19 protein-coding genes and 1 pseudogene are annotated in these 17,093 nt (G+C 68.4%); 12 read left to right on the plus strand and 8 right to left on the minus strand.

Annotated elements, in window-relative coordinates; translation table 11 throughout:
• Positions 1–78 precede the first annotated feature (78 nt).
• A complete protein-coding gene (locus ACM0PK_RS18560; protein ID WP_414607877.1) occupies positions 79–822 on the minus strand; it encodes an SDR family oxidoreductase in 744 nt (247 codons plus the stop codon).
• 105 nt (positions 823–927) lie between these two features.
• On the opposite strand from ACM0PK_RS18560, the gene ACM0PK_RS18565 reads away from it, so the two are divergent.
• Positions 928–1,881 carry a LysR family transcriptional regulator gene (locus ACM0PK_RS18565; protein ID WP_414607878.1) on the plus strand — a complete coding sequence of 318 codons (954 nt, stop codon included), beginning with the start codon at positions 928–930 and terminating at the stop codon, positions 1,879–1,881.
• A gap of 19 nt (positions 1,882–1,900) precedes the next feature.
• Here the strand turns inward: ACM0PK_RS18565 and ACM0PK_RS18570 are convergent, their stop codons facing one another.
• Genes ACM0PK_RS18570 through dkgB form a run of 4 tightly spaced genes read right to left on the minus strand, consistent with a single transcriptional unit; the run spans position 1,901 to position 4,942 of the window.
• On the minus strand, positions 1,901–2,224 hold the full coding sequence (locus tag ACM0PK_RS18570; protein ID WP_414607879.1) for a MoaF-related domain-containing protein: 324 nt from the start codon (positions 2,222–2,224) through the stop codon (positions 1,901–1,903).
• A complete protein-coding gene (locus ACM0PK_RS18575; RefSeq protein ID WP_414607880.1) occupies positions 2,221–3,159 on the minus strand; it encodes a cyclase family protein in 939 nt (312 codons plus the stop codon). Before ACM0PK_RS18575 ends, ACM0PK_RS18570 begins: the two co-directional genes overlap by 4 nt.
• Positions 3,156–4,127: a TIGR03571 family LLM class oxidoreductase gene (locus ACM0PK_RS18580; protein WP_414607881.1), complete on the minus strand. Its 972-nt coding sequence runs from the start codon at positions 4,125–4,127 to the stop codon at positions 3,156–3,158. Before ACM0PK_RS18580 ends, ACM0PK_RS18575 begins: the two co-directional genes overlap by 4 nt.
• Positions 4,128–4,138: 11 nt before the next feature.
• Positions 4,139–4,942 (minus strand): 2,5-didehydrogluconate reductase DkgB, encoded by an 804-nt coding sequence (gene dkgB, locus ACM0PK_RS18585; RefSeq protein ID WP_111200951.1) that lies wholly within the window; start codon positions 4,940–4,942, stop codon positions 4,139–4,141.
• Between the two features lie 118 nt (positions 4,943–5,060).
• Here dkgB and ACM0PK_RS18590 point away from each other — a divergent pair, with 118 nt between their 5' ends.
• Positions 5,061–5,963 carry a LysR family transcriptional regulator gene (locus ACM0PK_RS18590; protein ID WP_069138427.1) on the plus strand — a complete coding sequence of 301 codons (903 nt, stop codon included), beginning with the start codon at positions 5,061–5,063 and terminating at the stop codon, positions 5,961–5,963.
• 175 nt (positions 5,964–6,138) lie between these two features.
• Here ACM0PK_RS18590 and ACM0PK_RS18595 read toward each other — a convergent pair whose 3' ends face one another.
• A complete protein-coding gene (locus tag ACM0PK_RS18595; RefSeq protein ID WP_005416722.1) occupies positions 6,139–6,612 on the minus strand; it encodes a MerC domain-containing protein in 474 nt (157 codons plus the stop codon).
• Between the two features lie 32 nt (positions 6,613–6,644).
• Here ACM0PK_RS18595 and ACM0PK_RS18600 point away from each other — a divergent pair, with 32 nt between their 5' ends.
• From ACM0PK_RS18600 to ACM0PK_RS18635, 8 genes are all read left to right on the plus strand, one after another.
• Complete coding sequence (locus ACM0PK_RS18600) at positions 6,645–7,178, plus strand: ZrgA family zinc uptake protein (protein ID WP_414607882.1); 534 nt, start codon at positions 6,645–6,647, stop codon at positions 7,176–7,178.
• A complete protein-coding gene (locus tag ACM0PK_RS18605) occupies positions 7,175–7,870 on the plus strand; it encodes an ATP-binding cassette domain-containing protein (protein ID WP_111200952.1) in 696 nt (231 codons plus the stop codon). The genes ACM0PK_RS18600 and ACM0PK_RS18605 overlap by 4 nt, the downstream gene beginning before the upstream one ends.
• Positions 7,863–9,116 carry an ABC transporter permease gene (locus ACM0PK_RS18610; RefSeq protein ID WP_227836764.1) on the plus strand — a complete coding sequence of 418 codons (1,254 nt, stop codon included), beginning with the start codon at positions 7,863–7,865 and terminating at the stop codon, positions 9,114–9,116. The genes ACM0PK_RS18605 and ACM0PK_RS18610 overlap by 8 nt, the downstream gene beginning before the upstream one ends.
• A gap of 2 nt (positions 9,117–9,118) precedes the next feature.
• Positions 9,119–9,670 (plus strand): DUF3299 domain-containing protein, encoded by a 552-nt coding sequence (locus ACM0PK_RS18615; RefSeq protein WP_072168802.1) that lies wholly within the window; start codon positions 9,119–9,121, stop codon positions 9,668–9,670.
• Entirely contained in the window at positions 9,660–10,280 is a 621-nt protein-coding gene (locus ACM0PK_RS18620; RefSeq protein ID WP_072168801.1) for a DUF3299 domain-containing protein, read from the plus strand. Before ACM0PK_RS18615 ends, ACM0PK_RS18620 begins: the two co-directional genes overlap by 11 nt.
• Entirely contained in the window at positions 10,280–11,026 is a 747-nt protein-coding gene (locus ACM0PK_RS18625; RefSeq protein ID WP_414607883.1) for a hypothetical protein, read from the plus strand. The genes ACM0PK_RS18620 and ACM0PK_RS18625 overlap by 1 nt, the downstream gene beginning before the upstream one ends.
• A 148-nt stretch (positions 11,027–11,174) precedes the next feature.
• Positions 11,175–12,707, plus strand: coding sequence for an MFS transporter (locus ACM0PK_RS18630; RefSeq protein ID WP_414607884.1), 1,533 nt, complete (start codon positions 11,175–11,177; stop codon positions 12,705–12,707).
• A 4-nt stretch (positions 12,708–12,711) separates the two neighbouring features.
• The gene (locus ACM0PK_RS18635) at positions 12,712–13,269 is read left to right on the plus strand and encodes a TetR/AcrR family transcriptional regulator (RefSeq protein ID WP_072168799.1); all 558 of its coding nucleotides are present in this window, start codon (positions 12,712–12,714) and stop codon (positions 13,267–13,269) included.
• Between the two features lie 195 nt (positions 13,270–13,464).
• On the opposite strand, the gene ACM0PK_RS18640 is transcribed toward ACM0PK_RS18635, so the two are convergent.
• Positions 13,465–14,340 carry an AraC family transcriptional regulator gene (locus ACM0PK_RS18640; RefSeq protein ID WP_414607886.1) on the minus strand — a complete coding sequence of 292 codons (876 nt, stop codon included), beginning with the start codon at positions 14,338–14,340 and terminating at the stop codon, positions 13,465–13,467.
• Positions 14,341–14,452: 112 nt separating this feature from the next.
• Between ACM0PK_RS18640 and ACM0PK_RS18645 the strand changes: the two genes are divergently transcribed.
• Entirely contained in the window at positions 14,453–14,989 is a 537-nt protein-coding gene (locus ACM0PK_RS18645) for a carboxymuconolactone decarboxylase family protein (protein WP_095377525.1), read from the plus strand.
• A 38-nt stretch (positions 14,990–15,027) separates the two neighbouring features.
• Here ACM0PK_RS18645 and fdhD read toward each other — a convergent pair whose 3' ends face one another.
• On the minus strand, positions 15,028–15,876 hold the full coding sequence (gene fdhD / locus ACM0PK_RS18650) for a formate dehydrogenase accessory sulfurtransferase FdhD (RefSeq protein ID WP_134971097.1): 849 nt from the start codon (positions 15,874–15,876) through the stop codon (positions 15,028–15,030).
• Between the two features lie 484 nt (positions 15,877–16,360).
• On the opposite strand from fdhD, the pseudogene ACM0PK_RS18655 reads away from it, so the two are divergent.
• Positions 16,361–16,899, plus strand: a pseudogene (locus tag ACM0PK_RS18655) (DUF411 domain-containing protein).
• The last annotated feature ends 194 nt before the right edge of the window (positions 16,900–17,093 follow it).

Below are 17,093 nucleotides of genomic sequence, written 5' to 3' on the forward strand. Positions count from 1 at the left end.
GCGTGGGCTCGGCTCTACCGAATTCGCGCGTCACACGCAGGTGCGATCCGCGCCATGCGTGGATGCCGTCCGCGCGACCTACACCATCCCGCCATTGGCGCGCAGCACCTGGCCGTTGATCCATCCGCCATCGGCACCGGCCAGGAAGGCCACCGCACCGGCGATGTCCTCTGGCGTACCCAGCCGCTCCAGAGGGCTCATCTTCGCCAGCCGCTCGATCAGTTCCGGTGACTTGCCGTCCAGGAACAGGTCGGTAGCGGTCGGGCCCGGCGCCACGGCGTTCACGGTGATGTCGCGCCCGCGCAGCTCCTTGCTGAGGATTGCGCCCATCGTCTCCACCGCTGCCTTGCTGGCGGCGTACACGCTGTAGTTCTCCAGCCGGGTGCCGACCACGCTGGTGGACAGGGTGATGATGCGGCCACCGTCGCGCACCCGGCGCGCACTTTCGCGCAGCACATTGAAGGCGCCCTTGAGGTTGATGCCGATCAGCCGCTCGAACAAGGCATCGTCGGTGTCGGCCAATGGTGCCAGCTGCAGTACGCCCGCGCTGTTGACCACCACGTCGATCCCGCCGAAGCGGACTTCGATGGCGTCGAACAGCTGCCGCACCGCCTGCGGATCGGCGACATCGGCCTGCAATCCGATGGCCTGCGCGCCGGCTGCGTTGAGTTCGGCCACCAAGGCTTCGGCGTCGCCGCGGCGGCCCGCATAGTTGATCGCGACCGCGTGGCCGCCGGCGGCGAGCCGGCGGGAAATGGCGGCGCCGATGCCACGGGAGCCGCCGGTAACCAGGGCGACAGAGCGGACGGGGGAGGGGGTCATGGTGGTTTCCAGTGGGCACGCCGGAGTGGCGCAGGGCCATCTTCGCGCCATTGCCCGTTCGGATAATCCTGCATAATCCGCCAACATCATCCGGATAGCCGAACAATGGACCGCTTCACGGCCATGCGCGCCTTCGTCCGTATCGTCGAGCGCCGCAGCTTTACCCGCGCCTCCGAGGACCTCGGCCTGCCGCGGGCCACGGTGACCGACGCGATCAAGGCGCTCGAACAGCGGCTGGGCGTGCGCCTGCTGAACCGGAGCACGCGGGTGGTGGTGCCGACGCTGGAAGGCGAAACCTTCTACGGCCGTTGCCTGCGCCTGATCGCCGACATGGACGATGCCGAAGCTGCGTTCCGTGACGCGCCGCCACGCGGCCCGTTGCGCATTGAAGTGCACGGCACGCTGGGCCGGCACCTGCTGTTTCCGCGCCTGCCGGAATTCCTGCAGCGCTACCCGGAGATCGAACTGGACGTCAGCGAAGGCGACCGCTATGTCGATCTGCTGCGCGAAGGCGTGGATGCGGCGTTGCGGGTGGGGACGCTGGCCGACAGCGATCTGGCGGCGCGCCGGTTGACGATGCTGCGCGAGGTGACGGTGGCCGCGCCGGGCTACCTGCAGGCCAAGGGCGTCCCAGGCAGCATCGAGTCACTGCTGGACGGGCATGAAATGGTTGGCTATCGCTCCAGCGCCACCGGCCAGCTGATTCCCCTGGAGTTCCAGCAGCGCGGGCAGGTGCGTTACCTGCCGCTGCCGGCGCGGGTGCGTGTGTCCGGCGCGGAGGCGTTCCTCGGTGCCGCGCTGGCCGGCCTGGGCATCATCCAGGCGCCGCGCTACCGGATGGACCCGTACATCGCGCGCGGGCAGCTGGTGGAGCTGTTGCCGGACGCGCCGCCGACGCCAAGCCCGTTGAGCCTGGTCTACCCGCGCAACCGCACGCCGTCGCCGCGGTTGCGGGTGTTCATCGACTGGGTGGCTGGCGTGTTCGACCAGGCCGAAGTTGCCGGCCAGCGGCCGGCACTACCGGGCCCGGTCAAACAGAGTGGGGTATTGCTTGGGTAGTGCCGGCCGCTGGCCGGCATCACAGCGCGTGCAGCGGCCCCTGCATGCGATGGAAACCCCCTTCGGGGGCGGTGAACCAGGCCAGCGAACGCCCACCCACGAAGTCGTCGACATGCACCACCGTGGCGCCGTCGGCTTCCTGCCACGAAATGGCATAGATCCCGTCGCTGATCTGTTGCCACTCGCAGGCGGCTTCGCCACGTGCGCCGGCATAGGCGCCGGAGACGATGACGTACTGCACGTGGCGACCATCGGCGCTATAGGCATTGTCGGCCGCCAGGCCGTCATAGCAGACGCGGAAACGGCGGCCGGCGAACACGGGCAGGTCGGTGGCAGCGTTCATCGAATCGCCACCGGGTTGATGTTGACCTGGGTCGAGCCGACGTACAGCGGCTGGCCGAGTACGAACAGGAATTCCCAGGCCTTGTCGCGCACCAGGGCACGGCTGTCGATCAGCTCCAGGTTGTAGATGCCGCGCTTGGCCAGCATGTACTGGTTGACCGGAAATTCCTCGGCACCGTTCGGGTTCGGGTAGACCTCCGAGGCCCAGGTGTCGCCACCGAAGGCGACGATGCCCTGGTCGGCCAGCCACTTCGCGGCCTCCATGCCGATACCCGGTTCCACTTGCAGGAATTGCGTGTCGTCCTTGCCGATCAGTTCCAGCCAGCCGGTGTTGAACAGCACCACGTCGCCCTTGCGAAGGCTCAGGCCCTGCTTCTTCAGCACGGCCTGGATGTCGGCCACGGTGAACTCGGTGCCGCCGGGCACGATCGCCTTGCCGTAGTACTCGGTCATGTCCAGCACCACGCCGCGGGTGACCATCGGCGGCACCTTCTCGACGCCGAGCTTGCGCACGCCGTCCACGGTGACGAAGTCGGCGGCCCTGTTGCCGTTGTAGTAGACGTTGTCGATGCCGATATGGCCGATGCCGTTGAGCTGGGTACCGACGCCGGTCCAGGCGTTCACCAGTTCATCGTTGAAGGTGAACTTGTTGGGGCCCAGCGAGGTGCCGGCCTGCTGGCCGACCTGCACGTTGTACAGGCGGAAGCTGCGGTGGCGGAACGCGGGCAGGTTCTTGTCCACCGGCACCGCCAGCGGATAGGTCTTGCCGGTCCTGACCAGCGAGACCGCGTGCTTGACCACGTCCGCGGTCAGCAGGTTGGCCGCGCCAATCTCGTCGTTGGCGCCGTAGGCAGAGGGATGCCAATCCTCGGCGGTGGCCTGGAAGGACAGCGGCAGGGGGGCCAGCGCAAGCGCGGCCAGGGTCTTCATCTTCATGGCAAAGCTCCGGTAGCTGTCAGGCCGTCGCGGCGGCGCGGGCATGGGGCCGGGAAGTGCGGCAGCACGTACTCGGCGATTTCGTGGAAGGTTTCGGCCAGGGGCCGTTCGTTACGGCGGAACTGCAGGCCGACGTGGTCGACACCGGCCGCGTGCATGGCGCGCAGCTCGGCCAGCAGGGCGTTGCGGCCGCCGCGCAGGCCGAAGCGCCAGCGCTGCAGGGGGGCATTGCCATCGGCCACCAGGTCCAGGTGGATGAAGCTCGCATAGGGCTTGTTGCCGGCCACGGCGCGCCAGGCCGCTACACGTTGCGCATGGTCCTGTGGCGTGCCCGGGTAGGCCAGGCAGCCGTCCATGTGCTGGCCGATCCACGCCGGTTGCTGCTGGGCCAGGCCGGCCACGAACAGCGGCAGGGCCGGGCCATCCGCGGGCAGCACATCCAGGCCCTGCGGCAGGTGCGCGGCGGCGCCTTCGCGCAACAGTGCGATCTGCTCGCGGAAGCGGCTGCCACGGCTGTCGAAGTCGCGGCCGAACAGCGGGTACTCCACCGGGCGGTCGCCACTGGCCACGCCCAGCAGCAGGCGGTCGCCGCTGAGCCGCTGCACGCTACGCGCCGACTTCAGGGTCAGCAACGGCTCGCGGATCGGCAGCACCACCGCACCGGTGCCCAGCAGGATGTGCTCGGTGATGCCGGCCAGGTAGCCGAGGTAACTGAACACCTCGAACACCTGCGCCGCATCGCCCAAGGCCGGGTCGTACACCGGCACGTCGCGTACCCACAGCGCACGGAAGCCGAGGCGGTCGGCCAGCCGTGCCAGCTCCGCATGGCGCTGCAGGTCCGGTTCGCCGGGCAGGCGTCGCGCGGCGCGGCGCGCCTGTTCGCCCAGCGGCGTCCAGTCATTGTCCAGCGGTGCTTCGATGCCGATGCTGAAACCCCCGGCCTGCAGCCGCGCCAACGCACTGCCCATGGCGAGGCTCCTCAGTCCCAGGCCGGGGCCAGGCCCGGCGGATCGACTTCGCGGCCGTTGCGGTCAAGCGCGGCGATCGCGGCCATGTCGTCGGCATCCAGGCGCAGGTCCTGGGCGAGCAGGTTGCTGGCCAGGTTCTCGCGCTTGGTCGAGGACGGGATGACCGCGTAGCCCCGTTGCAGCGCCCACGCCAGCGCGACCTGGGCTACAGTGGCTTGGTGCTTGTCGGCGATGGCGGCCAGCACCGGGTCCTTCAGCACCTTGCCGTAGGCCAGGGTCATGTAGGAGGTGACGGTGATGCCCTGGTCCTGCAGGAAAGCAGTCAGTGCCGGATTCTGCAGGTAGGGGCTCAGTTCGATCTGGTTGGTGGCGATCTCGCCGGTGCCGACCACCTCGATGGCCTGCCGGGTCAGTTCGATGTTGAAGTTGGACACACCGATCTGGCGGGTCAGGCCCAGCGTCTTGGCTTCGGCCAGCGCGGTCATGTACTCGCGCAGTTCAACGCCATTGCCCGGCGCCGGCCAGTGGATCAGCAGCAGGTCGACGTAGTCGGTGCGCAGCTGGGCCAGGCTGTCGCGCAGGCTCGGGATCAGCTTGTCGGCGGCGTAGTTGTCGACCCAGATCTTGGTGGTCAGGAACAGCTGGTCGCGCGGGACGCCGGATTCGGCGATGGCCTGGCCGACCTCGGCTTCGTTGCCGTAGATCTGCGCCGTATCGATCGCACGGTAGCCGACGTCGAGCGCGTTGCGCACCGAGTCGATGACGGTCTGGCCGGTCAGGCGGAAGGTGCCGACGCCAAAGGAAGGAACGCTCATGAGGGACTCCAGGGACTTCGTTGAGAGCCGGCGGGCTCGGGACAGGGCGAAGTGTGGGCGCTTTACATTTGTTGATTAAGCCGTGTATACGGGAAATGCTTTTGCAACGAGGTAAATAATGAAAACCACCCTGGATGAGCTGAAGGCCTTCGTGGCGGTGGTCGATGGTGGCTCGATCACGGCGGCGGCCGAGGCGCTGGAGCTGACCATCTCGGCCACCAGCCGCACCTTGGCGCGGTTGGAGGACAAGCTGCAGACCACGCTGCTGCGGCGGACCACGCGCCGGCTGGAATTGACCGAGGAAGGCGCGGCGTTCCTGGAGTACGCGCGCACGATCCTGGCCACGGTTGACGAGGCCGAGGAACAGATGGCGGCGCGGCGGCTGCAGCCGGTCGGGCGCCTGCGCGTGGACGCGGCCACGCCGTTCATGCTGCACGTGATCGTGCCGCTGCTGGAGGGCTTCCGTGATCGCTACCCGCAGGTGGAGCTGGAGCTGAATTCCAACGAGGGCATCACCGACCTGATCGAAAAGCGCACCGATGTGGCGTTCCGCATCGGCGTGCTGCGCGATTCCACCCTGCATGCGCGACCGATCGGTCACAGCCGCATCCGCGTGGTGGCCAGCCCCGAGTACCTGCGACGGCACGGCACGCCGACGCGCGTGGAGCAGTTGCGCGAGCACGACCTGCTGGGTTTTACCCAGCCCAGTTCGTTGAACGAATGGCCACTACACGATGCCGATGGCGGGCCTTTCGTGATCGCGCCGGCGATCGCTTCATCCAGCGGCGAGACGCTGCGGCAGATGGCGGTGGCCGGGTTGGGCATCGCCTGCCTGTCCGACTTCCTGACCCGTCAGGACCGGCGTGATGGCCGCCTGGTGCAGCTGTTGGCCAGGCAGACGCAGGAGGTGCGGCAGCCAATCAACGCGGTGTACTACCGCAACACCGCGCTGGCTGCGCGCATCACCTGCTTCGTCGACCATGTGACGCAGACGCTGGGGCAGCGTCCGTTTGACGAATAAGGAGGGGTAGAGCCGGCCGCTGGCCGGCTGCCGGGAGTGCATCAGTAGATCCACGCCATGCGTGGATGGTGTTTTCCGTCCGGCCAGCGGCCGGCACTACCGTTGGCTGTGTTGCATGTTTCAGTAGATCCACGCCATGCGTGGATGGCGTGTTCCAACCGACCCGCAGCCGGTGTTAGCGGTTGTGCAGCGCCCGCCGATTGCCGATGTGTGCTGCCGCCAGCATCATGCCGCCGCACGCGGTGGTGACGCCATGCCAGAGCAGTGATTCCTTCAGCGGCAGGTACAGCGAGGCTGACAGTAGAAGGATCGCGCCGACGCACGCCAGCCGCAGAGGCCGCCCGCGCCCGTGCCGGTGCAGCCCGGCCGAGGTGCTCGCCAAGGCCAGCGACGAGGCCAGCAGCGCGAACAGCCATTCCCAGCGCGACATCATCAGCAGCACGGTCATCGCGCCATGGCCGGGGTGCTGGAACGAACGCAGCGCCATCATCGCTGCCGGCACGAAGGCCAGCAGCAGGGGCAGGGCGATGCAATGGGCGGCGCAGGCCAGGGACAGCCAGGCACCGGCAAGATCGAAGCGGGGGTGCCAGCGTGCCGAAGTTGGCGGCTGGGCCAGGGCCCTTGCGGGCGTCGTGGGGATGTGGTCCATAATGTTACAGAGTAACAATTGGAGTGTCCCCCATGAAGCTTTCTGCTGCTCTTTTCCTGCTGCTGGCCGCCAGCGCCGCGCAGGCCCACGATATCCGCCAGCACGCACCGCACGTGCACGGCCAGGCCAGCGTCGATGTTGCGCTTGACCAGCAGACGCTGGAATTCGCCCTGCAGGCCCCCGGCATCGGCATCCTTGATTTCGAGCGGCCGCCGGCCAATGCGGCCGAGCAGTCCGCGCTGGCGCGTGCGACTGCGCTGCTGCAGGGCGGCAGCTGGGTCACCTTGCCTACCGCCGCGGGCTGCCGCCTTTCAGGCAACGATGCCAAGGCCGAGGGATTCGATGCGACGGTTGCCGCACCGCCATCAGGTCAGCATCGGCACGCGGGGTTCAGCGCAACGCTGCAGTACCACTGCGCCAAGCCTGCCGAGCTGCGGGCCATTGTCGTGCGCCTGCCCGCATTGTTCCCGGGCCTGCACGAAGTAATCGTCAACAGCGCCACCGCCCATGGCCAGAACCGCAGCGTGCTGACCCCGGACAACCTGCGCGTGGTGCTGGCTCCGTGAGCATGCGACCGGTGATCGCGCTGGATGGCGTGCAGTTCGGCTACGGCCGGCAGCTGGTGCTGGACGTGCCGCGGCTGTGGATCGAGCAGGGCAGCAGCGTGCTGCTGCGCGGGATCAGTGGCGGTGGCAAGAGCACGCTGCTGGGCCTGCTCGCGGGCGTGCTGCTGCCCTGCAAGGGCAGCATCGAGGTCGCCGGTCACGCGCTGCAGGCGATGCGTGGTGCCGCGCGGGACCGCTTCCGCGCCGACCACCTGGGTGTGATCTTCCAGCAGTTCAACCTGCTGCCGTTCCTCACCGTGCGCGACAACATCGCGCTGGGCCTGCGCTTCTCGCGCCTGCGCAGCGCACGCATCAGTGGCCCGTTGGATGCCGAGATCGCCCGCCTGCTGCAGGCCCTGCAGCTGGACCCGGCGCTGATGCAGCGGCGCGCAGGCACGCTCAGTGTCGGCCAGCAACAACGCGTGGCGGCAGCACGCGCCCTGATCGGTCGTCCGGCATTGCTGCTGGCCGATGAGCCCACCTCGGCGCTTGACCGCGACGCGGCAACCGCGTTCCTGAAGCTGATGTCCGCGCAGTGCCAGGCGGCCGGCACCACGGTGCTGGTGGTCAGCCATGACGACAGCCTGGAGCGGTTGTTCGACCGCACGATTGCCCTGTCTCAGATCAACCAGGCAGGTGCCGGCCATGCTTGAGCTTGCCTGGGCCAGCCTGCGCAGCCGTGCGTTGAGCGTGGGCCTGACCGTGCTGGTCATCACCCTCAGCGTGGTGCTGTTGCTGGGCGTCGAGCGCGTGCGCACGCAAGCACACGAAGGCTTCGCCAGCACCGTGTCCGGTACCGACCTGATCGTCGGTGCGCGTTCGGGGCCGGTGAACCTGCTGCTGTACTCGGTGTTCCATATCGGCGACCCGACCAACAACGTGTCCTGGCAGTCCTACCAGGCGCTGTCCGCAATGCCGCAGGTGAAGTGGGCGGTGCCGCTTTCGCTGGGCGATTCCTGGCGCGGCTACCGCGTGGTCGGTACCAGCGATGCCTATTTCGAGCACTACCGCTACGGCGCCGGGCACGTGCTTGCATTTGCGAGCGGACGGCCGTTCGATGACCTGTATGACGTGGTGATCGGTGCCGAGGTGGCACAGGCACAGAAGGTCGTCCTCGGTGATGAGATCGTGCTGGCGCACGGCACCGGCGCAGTCACCCTGGCCAGGCACGCCGACAAGCCATTCCGTGTCGCCGGCATCCTGCAGCGCACCGGCACGCCGGTCGACTCGTCGCTGCTGGTCTCGCTGGCGGCCATCGAGGCGATCCATGTCGACTGGCGCTCGGGCGTGCAGCTGCGCAGCCAGAGCGTCAGCGCCGAGCAGGCGCGTCATCTGGACCTGACCCCGACCAGCATCACCGCCTTCATGCTCGGCCTGAACTCGCGCATCGCGACGTTCTCGGTGCAGCGCAGGATCAACGAGTACCCGGACGAGGCGATGCTGGCGATCCTGCCCGGCGTGACGCTGCAGCAGCTATGGCAGTCGCTGGGTACCGCCGAGCGGGCGTTGCAGCTGATCAGTGCGATGGTGGTGCTGCTGGGCATGGTTTCGCTGGTGGCGCTGCTGGTCTCGACCCTGCAGGAGCGGCGGCGTGAGATGGCCATCCTGCGTGCCACCGGGGCACGGCCGGGTTACATCGCCGGCCTGCTGGTGGTGGAAGCGGTGGCGACCAGTGCGGTGGCGTGCGTGCTGGCCCTGTCGCTGCTGGTGGTCGCCAGCATTGCCGGGCGCGGCTGGGTACTGGCCACCTTCGGCCTGTCGATCACCCATGTCTGGCCGGATGGCCGCGAGCTAGCGTGGGTGGCGGGGGTGCTGGCGATCAGTGCGGTGGCTGGGCTGGTGCCGGCATTGCTGGCCTACCGGCGCACCTTGGCCGATGGCCTTTCACCGGGAGGCTGAGCATGCGCTGGATGCTGTCATTGCCGATGGTGCTGGCGCTGGCAGCCTGCGAGCGGCCGGTGGATACGGGCTTACAGGCCTTGCCACCCGCGCCGGTGGTCGACCGCGAGGACCCTGCAGGCGCTGCGGAGCAGGAGCTGGACTGGTTGCAGATGATGCCGAAGGATGAGCTGGCCGCGCTGGAGCGGGGCGAGGGCCCGGAGGTCGAGCACAACGGCAACCGGCGCATGCCGCAGTTCGGCACCTTCCGCACGGTGGACACGGTCCTGCAGCGACCGGTGCGCCTGCCAGGCTACGTGGTACCGCTGGCCAATGCGCAGGACGGGCGGCTGACCGAATTCCTGTTCGTGCCGTACTACGGCGCCTGCATCCACGTGCCGCCGCCGCCGCCGAACCAGATCGTGCACGTGGTGCTGCCGCGCCCGATCGAGATGCCGGACATGTACTCGCCGTTCTTCCTGGCCGGCACCCTGCGTGCCGAACGGCTGGATGACGATCTGGCCGGCTCGGCGTACACCATGCGCGATGCGGAGCTGAGGCCGTATGAACCGTAGCCCCCTTTTGCTCATGCTGGGATGCCTGTGGCTGGCGGGCTGTACGTCGCCGGGCGGCGATGCCGTGGCGGTCGTGCCGCAGGACAAGCCGGCGCCCTCCGCCACGGCCGAAGCCCCGATCGACCGTTGGGACGCGTTGCGGCCCGACGAAGTCACCTATCAGCGCCCGCCCCCGCAGATCGGCCTGTCACGCAATGGGATGGACGGGGTGGGCGGGCTGATCGACGACACCGGCTCGGGCACGCCGCCGGGGCAGGAGATCGACCATTCCAGCCCCGATCGCGCCAAGCAGTTCGGCTCCTCGCGCGTGGTCGATGCTGCCGATGGCCGCGCGGTGGACCTGGATGGCTACGTGGTACCGCTCGGCACCAACGATGCCGGCCTGGTGGATGAACTGCTGTTCGTGCCGTTCTACGGGGCCTGCATCCACGTGCCGCCACCGCCGCCGAACCAGATCATCCACGTGACCCTGGCGACGCCGATCGCGCTGGGCGATCTGTGGGATCCGTACCGGTTGGCCGGCCGCCTGCGGGTGAAGCGCTTCGATGCGGACATTGCCAGCGCGTCCTACGATGCCGCCGCGGCAACGCTGACGGCGATCCACAACTGATGCGGCGGCGCTGGGTCCTGGCTGCCGGGGTGCTGCTGGGCGCGGTTGTGCTGCTGGTGTGGTGGCAGCGGCGGGCTGCACCCGCTGCGCCGCCGGAAGTCGCGTTCCCGGCACCGGCGTCCGATGCCCGCCAGCGCATCGAACAGCGCCTGGGCGATGACCACGCGTTTCGCAATGACGTGCTGTTCCTGCTCGCGGCAACAGTGCGCGACCGCTGCCAGCCGACGCATGCCGGGCTGCTGGCGCGCATGGCCAATCGTGCGTCGTTGCCGGTGCTGGCGGCGGTCAGTGCGGTGACCCAGCAGGATCCAACGCTGGACCGGCCGATCTACCAGTACATCCAGCATCGCGCTGATGCGACGCCGTGCGGCCAGCCGCTGCAGATGCCGCTGGCCGGTGGGCGCAGCCTGGCGGTGGACATCGAGCAGTACGCGCGCACGTTCCCGGACAGCTATTTCGACCCGCAGCGCAGCAGCGAACCACGGGATTTTGGTGGGGTGTCGTTGCAGCAGCGGGCCGGCAATGCCTGCAACAGCGTGGTGTATTCGGTGTTGCCGCTGGGTGGCACCGATTGGCGGTGCAGCAGCCTGCGCGCCAATGCCCGGGCGCGGGTGCGCGGGCTGTGCGAGGACGAACTGCGGCGCCAGCATGGGAATACAGGTGGGGAGCTGGACATGGCCGTAGGGCAGGGCATGCAGGCGGCCGTGGTATCAGCCATCGCCGCGCTGCCGGAACACTGCCGGTGATGATCCCTGACACCGGCCACACTCGGCAGGCGCGGCGCGGCAACATGAACATTGGCCGGACCCCAATCTGAACCGGTGGTACAGTTTCTGTAACTATACCGGACATCCTGTATAGTTATGGTGGTACTTCATCCCATCAGGTTCTCCCATGGCTCTGTCCCAGCCCTTGGCCGGCGCTCCGGCCCCGTCGCGTGCCCGTCGCTGGGCACTGTTGTTCACCGTCGCCGCCGGCCTGCTGCTGGTCACGCTGGATAACTCGGTGCTCTACACCGCACTGCCCACACTGACTGGGGAACTCTCGGCCAGCGCCGGCCAGGCGCTGTGGATCATCAATGCCTATCCACTGGTGATGGCCGGCCTGCTGCTGGGGGCGGGCACGCTGGGCGACCGCATCGGCCACCGCCGCATGTTCCTGATCGGCCTGGTGGTGTTCGGCGTCGCCTCGCTGGCAGCGGCGTTCGCAGCCAGCGCAGCGCAGCTGATTGCCGCACGCGCGTTGCTGGCGGTCGGCGCGGCCGCGATGATGCCTGCGACGCTGGCGCTGATCGGCCTAAGCTTCCACGAAGAGCGCGAACGCAACATCGCCATCGCCATTTGGGGTTCGGTGGCCATCGTCGGTGCGGCGCTCGGCCCGATCATTGGCGGCTGGCTGCTGCAGCATTTCTGGTGGGGCTCGGTGTTCCTGATCAACGTGCCGGTGGCGGTGGTCGCCTTCGTGGCCACGCTGTTGCTGGCGCCGGAAGGACAGCGCGACACCTCGCGGCCGTGGGACCTGGTTTCGTCGCTGCTGGCTCTCGCTGCACTGTCCGGCCTGGTGCTGGCGATCAAGTCGCTGATCGCGACGCCGCCGTCGTATGCGCTGGGCGCAGGCGCGCTGCTGCTGGCCGTCATCAGTGGTGCGGCGTTCGCTCGCCGCCAGCAGCAGCTGCCGTACCCGCTGCTGGACTTCGCTATCTTCCGTAATCCGGCGTTCCTGGCCGGCACGCTTTCGGCGGTGTTCACCCTGTTCGCGATGGCCGGCCTGCAGCTGGTCACCACCCAGCGCTACCAGCTGGTGGCAGGTTTCACGCCGCTGCAGGCGGGCCTGCTGGTGTCGGTGGCGGCGCTGGGCAGCCTGCCCAGTGCGCTGCTGGGCGGCAGCATCCTGCACCGGGTGGGCCTGCGCCCATTGATCTGCGGTGGCCTGGCTACGGGCGCGCTGGGCGTCGGCCTGGTGGCGTTCGGCTTCCCGCACGGCCTCGGTTGGGTGATCGCCGGCATGGCGATCACCGGCTTCGGCATGGGTTCGGCCATCTCGGTGGCGTCCACGGCCATCCTCAACAACGTGCCGACGCACCGCGCGGGCATGGCGTCTTCCGTGGAAGAAGTGTCCTACGAGTTAGGTGGCCTGCTGGCGGTGGCGATGCTGGGCAGCCTGAGCGCGGCGATGTACAGCGTGTTCCTGCCGGTCTCGGCCGATATGCCCGCGCTTGCCCGCGAGGGTTTCACCCAAGCGCTGCATGCCGCGCGCGAGAGCGGGCAGGGTGATTGGTTCGCACTGGCTGCGGCGGCATATGACCGTGGCTACCAGAGCGTGCTGCTGGTGATCACGGCGGTACTGGCGCTGGGCGCGACGATCCTGGCGCACCTGCTGCGTGGCCGGGCCGGCAGCCGTGAGGGCGCGGCCGATCGCGTAAAATGACGCCATGAGAACCAGCAAGCGCGACCGCATCCTCGACGCCGCCGTCAACGTGATCAATCGTGACGGCGTGCGTGCGGTGACCTTCGAGTCGGTGGCGGCCGAGGCCAGGCTTACCCGCGGCGGCCTGCTGTACCACTTTCCCTCGCGCGAGGCGCTGCTGCGCGGGATCGACGAGTACCTGGCGCAGGCCTGGGAGGCGTCCATGGAAACGCTGCTGGGCAAGCGTGCGGACGAAGCCTCGGCGCTGGAGCGTTACCAGACCTTCGTGCGCGTGTCGGCCCAGAGCGCCACCCGTGCCGAACTGATGTTCATGCTCGAATCGGCCGACCCGGAGGCGGGCGAGCGTCCCTGGGGCCCGGCGGTTCAGCGCTGGGCACCGTCCGCGCCGGAGGCCGGGAATGTGGATCCGACGACGCTCGACAATTTCGTGGCGCGCCTAGCGGCCGACGGCCTGTGGATCTACGAGGCGATGTACGAAGGGCAGCTGGATGAAGGCGTACGTGCCCAGGTGGCCGAGCGCATCGCCGGGCTGCTGGCAAAGTCTGACGGCACGTCCAGTTGAGCGGCCAGCCGGCGCGCCGACATCGCCCGTGGTAGAGCCGACCGCGGGTCGGCAGCCCTTCGGTCAGGCCACGGAAATGCCGCTTCGATCGCCCGTGGTAGAGCCGACCGCTGGTCGGCTGCCCTTCGGTCAGACAACGAAAATCCCGCGCGTCGCGCGATAGTCGACCAGCGGCCGACTCCACCCCTCACCCATTTACCGAGCCTGCGTGGCGCTCGCGGCCAGCCACGCCCTGGGCGATGCCCCCAGCCGCTTGCGGAACGCCTTCGACAACGACGCGGCATCGGCAAACCCCACCTCGACCGCTACCTGCTTGACCGCCACGCCGGCCCGCAGCTGCGCGCAGGCCAGGCTCAGCCGCCAGTCCAGCAGATAAGCGGCCGGCGTCGCCTGCATCACCTCCTTGAACACTGCCGCGAATGCGCTGCGCGACATGCCGGCGGTCGCGGCCATAAGGGGCAGCGTCCATTCGTTCTGCGGTGCCTGGTGCATCGCCACCAGCGTGCGTGCCAGCCTCGCGTCGGACAGCCCGCGCATCAGTCCATGACTGACACCCGCTGCATCCGGGTGGTCGACCACCCAGCGCAGGATCTGGATCAGCGCCACCTCGAACAGGCGATTGGTCAGCAGCCGTGAACCGCAGCGCTGGCGATCGGCCTCGGCAAACAGCAGCTGCAGGGTGTCATCCAGTTCGCCGATGGCCGCCAGCGGCACCACCATCACCGGTGGCAGCGACTGCACGATCGGATTGCGCGCACCGCCATCGAAATCCAGCGTGGCGCAGGTGAAATCCGGGCCATCCAGCGGCGCGTTGAAGAACACATGGTGCAGCGGCTGCGGGTACAGCAGCAGGCTGGGTGTGTCGATCTTCAGCCGGGGCAGCGCGATATCGCCGTCGGGATGGCGGACTTCCATTTCACCCTGGCGCAGGATGTGCAGGAACGCACGACCGGGCTGCGGCTCGAAGACGTGCTGCCCGCACAGCGGGCCACTGTGGAACAGCGCCGCCTGCACCCGGAAGCGTTCCAGCAGGCAGGAGAGTCGATCTGGCGCAAGGGCGGCGGTGGGCATGATCATGGACGTATGGACAACACGTGCGGAGAATTACGACTGATGCGTCCAGGAAGTCTACCTAGGATGGGCAGGTCGTCCAATCCCGGACGCTTTCCCAAGGAGATCCACCATGTCCCGTGTTCCCCTGATCGATGCCGCCAACACCACCGCCGACCGCCAGGTCCTGCTGGGCCAGGTCCACGCCGCTTTCGGCGCCACCCCGGCCATGTTCCGCGCCGTGGCCAACTCGCCGGCCGCCCTGCAGAGCATGTGGGGTTCGTTCGGCGCGCTGGGCGGCGGTCGCCTGTCGCCGCTGCTGGGCGAGCAGATCGCCGTGGCCATCGCCAACCGCAACGCCTGCGAGTACTGCCTGGCCGCGCACACGGCGTTGGGCCGCAAGGCCGGCGCCAGCAGCGAGCAGATGACCGCCGCGCAGATCGGCCAGTCCAGCGACCCGGCCACTGCGGCGGCGCTCGACTTCGCGTTGAAGGTGGTCGAGCAGCGTGCGCAGATCGCCGACGGCGACGTGCAGGCGCTGCGCGCGGCTGGCTTCGATGATGAGCAGATCGTGGAGATCCTCGCGCATGTGGCGCTCAACCTGTTCACCAACTACGTCAACGTGGCGTTCGACGTGCCGGTGGACTTCCCGAAGGTCGCGCTGCGCTGAGGTCTACCGGGCCGGGGGCGCTGTGCTCCCGGCCATCTTCAGCGGGCGTGGCCGTCGTCCGCCTGCAGCCGCTCCGGATGGGTATATACATTGAACCCGCTCTCCCGCGCGAACCCGACCAGGCACAGGCCGGCGCTGCGGGCCAGGTCGATCGCCAATGCGGTCGGTGCCGAGACTGCAGCCAGCACGCTGGCACCGGCGCGCACCGCCTTGCTGACCATTTCGTAGCTGGCCCGGCTGGAAATCACCAGCAGGCCGCCTTCAATGGTGTGTTCGTTGTGCTGCAGCGCGCCGATCAGCTTGTCCAGCGCGTTGTGGCGGCCGACGTCCTCGCGGACCCAGCCGATGCGCCCACTGGCATCGGCCCAGGCGGCGGCGTGGATGGAGCCGCTCACCGCATTCATCGGCTGGTGCTGCGCCAGCGTGGCCACCGCGCGCTGCAGAGCGGCGGCGGCATAGCTGCGTCGTTCGCGGACCTGCGGCAGTGGGCGCAGCACTTCCTCCAGCTGGCGCGTGCCGCACAGGCCACAGCCACCACGGCCGGGCAGCAGGCGTCCATTGGCCGGGTCCAGGTCGGCACCGGATGCCTCCTCGGCCACGGTCATCTGTAATTCGATGCCTTCCAGCTGCGGGCGGATCTCGATCGACAGCAGCTGCGAGGGCGTGTCGATCAGGCCCTCGCTGAGCGAGAACCCGAGCGCGAAGTCTTCCAGGTCGCACGGGGTGGCCATCATCACTGCAAAGGGGGCATCGTTGTAACGCAGCGCCACCGGCACTTCTTCGGCCACCATGTCGACCTGCCGCTCCTGCCTGCCGCCGCGCCAGCGCTGCAAGGGGCGCTGGGCGGTGCCGGCAGGCGGGATGTGCGGCGGGATCGAATAAGGCATGCAGCGCGTCCGGGCAAGGGGGAAACGCGGGCGGGCCACCGCCTGCGGTTTCGAGGATAGCGCAGTGGTCGCGTACAGACGCGGCTGTAACCGTTGCCCTGGCAGGTTGTGCTGAAAACAGCCAGTGCCCTCTGGCGAAGCGGCGTGGGCCGTGCTTGACTGTGGGGCTTGCTGCGCAGCCGAAACGACCGCCCGCCGGCGTCGTGCCGTTCGTTGTAGCGTTCCTCCCGCCGACCTGCCTTGGCATGCTGGCCACGTTGAATGGAACGCCAGCCTCGCCGTGGCGCGAGGCGCCGGCAGCCGCCAGTTCCCCGCAACGGGCATCGCCGCCGATGCCTGACCCGTTGCGTCCCCCCCATTGCGTGATTTCCTGCAGGCGCTCAAGCGCCTGCCATGACTGTTCGACTTTTTCTCGACTCTGCCTGCGACTTCGATGCGCGGGCGGCGGGCTGCGTTGCCCGACTCTGCAAAGGAATCACTCCCTATGCACCGTACTCTCTCCCTCGGCCTGCTGCTCGGCACCGTGTTTGCCACGACCGCCTGTGCACGTGCCGCCGAAGAATCCGCCGCCGCACCGATCGCCAGCGCAGCACCGGTGGCACTCATCCAGGCCAGCCCGGCCAAGGTCGATCCGGCCTTGCCGGTGGCCATCGTGCACAAGACCGCCAGCTGTGGTTGCTGCGGCTCTGGGTCGACCACCTGAAGGCCGCCGGCTTCCAGGTCGATGTGCGCGACACCGAGGACATGAATCCGATCAAGGTTCGCCTAGGTGTGCCGGTCGGCAAGGCCTCCTGCCATACCGCCGAGATCGGCGGGTATGTGGTCGAGGGCCGCATCCCGGCCGAGGACCTCAAGCGCCTGCTGGCCGAACGCCCGGCCGCGCGCGGGCTGGTGCTGCCCGGCATGCCGGCCGGTTCGCCGGGCATGGAAATGCCGGATGGCTACGTGCAGCCGTATACCGTCGAGTTGGTGCGCACCGACGGCAGCACCGAGCCGTTTGCCCAGCACGGACAGGGTGGCTGATGGACGGCGGGTGCCGGTTGTCCTGACCGGCACTCTTCGACGCATCCTGTGTAGAGCCGAGCCCACGCTCGGCTGTTGTCGGCCGGCAAGCCGAGCATGGGCTCGGCTCTTATCTCTTCCGACTCTGGCACCTTAGGTGCCGAGAGCCCGGCGCGGACGACCGTTCGGCTCTAGGTCTTTTCGATCGCTCTGTA

Origin of the sequence: Stenotrophomonas sp. FR010, assembly GCF_047520755.2 — a bacterium.
Taxonomy (GTDB): Bacteria; Pseudomonadota; Gammaproteobacteria; order Xanthomonadales; family Xanthomonadaceae; genus Stenotrophomonas; species Stenotrophomonas sepilia.